Here is an 827-nt window from a genome sequence, read left to right as displayed (position 1 = left end):
GTAAAACCCATACCCTTAAACCTCCAACTAACATTTGTCCTTAATTGTAGCATACCATTAAAGAGACATGTAGTTAGTTGCTTTTCTAGGTTAAAGCACATATTTGTTGCAACATATCTCCCTGACTCATATTATACAGTAAAAAAATAATCTGAAAAATAAGTTAAATATTGAAAGGGGAGGAGAAACGTGAAACAATTGATGAATACCTCACTTAAAAAAGCCGGCGAAAAGGAAAGAACAGCAGTCTTAAGATTAGAGATGGATTATGAATTGGCAACATTATTTGAAGCAATTGAAGAAAAGAACGAGAAAAAAATGAAAGAATGCAAACAAAAATTAGAAAAAATCCGCCAAGAATTATTACGATTAAAAGCTCTTTGAGAAATAAGACGGTTTTTTATCCAGGGAGATATAAAGAAGCATGAAGCGAAATAGAATATATTCTGAACTTATCTAAAACGAACTCCAGCAAGATTGAGGGGGTTCGTTTATTATTGTACATTTCCAGAAGGGAAGCATCCTAAAAGTTGCTGTGTTCCACCAATTTGATTAAGCTAAAGGTACATTATTTAATTTAACATGTTTCATACTACATACATTGAATCTTGACAGGAAATAAGCTATTTGGAGGCGGGTTATGAACTGGGAGCAAATTTATTCTGATGCAAAGGAATGGGTTAATGAGGCAGGAGCTAAGATTAAATTATCTTTTGATAAGACATTAAGTATTCAAACAAAGTCAAACGCTAATGACTTAGTAACGAATATGGATAAGGAAATTGAACAATTTTTTATTAGTAAAATAAGAGATAGTTATTCCGATC

At 32.0% G+C, this 827-nt stretch carries 2 protein-coding genes; both read left to right on the top strand.

Annotated elements, in window-relative coordinates; all coding sequences use genetic code 11:
- Nucleotides 1-189: 189 nt before the first annotated feature.
- Nucleotides 190-384 (top strand): hypothetical protein, encoded by a 195-nt coding sequence (locus V7137_RS25625; RefSeq protein ID WP_218345757.1) that lies wholly within the window; start codon nucleotides 190-192, stop codon nucleotides 382-384.
- 256 nt (nucleotides 385-640) lie between these two features.
- Nucleotides 641-827: inositol monophosphatase family protein (locus V7137_RS25620; RefSeq protein ID WP_335700692.1), on the top strand; the 187-nt coding region annotated here is incomplete at its 3' end.

Source organism: Neobacillus drentensis, from assembly GCF_036962765.1.
Taxonomy (GTDB): domain Bacteria; phylum Bacillota; class Bacilli; order Bacillales; family Cytobacillaceae; genus Neobacillus; species Neobacillus drentensis_C.
Note: the sequence above shows the minus strand (reverse complement) of the source record. Positions and strands in the feature narration are given on the sequence as shown.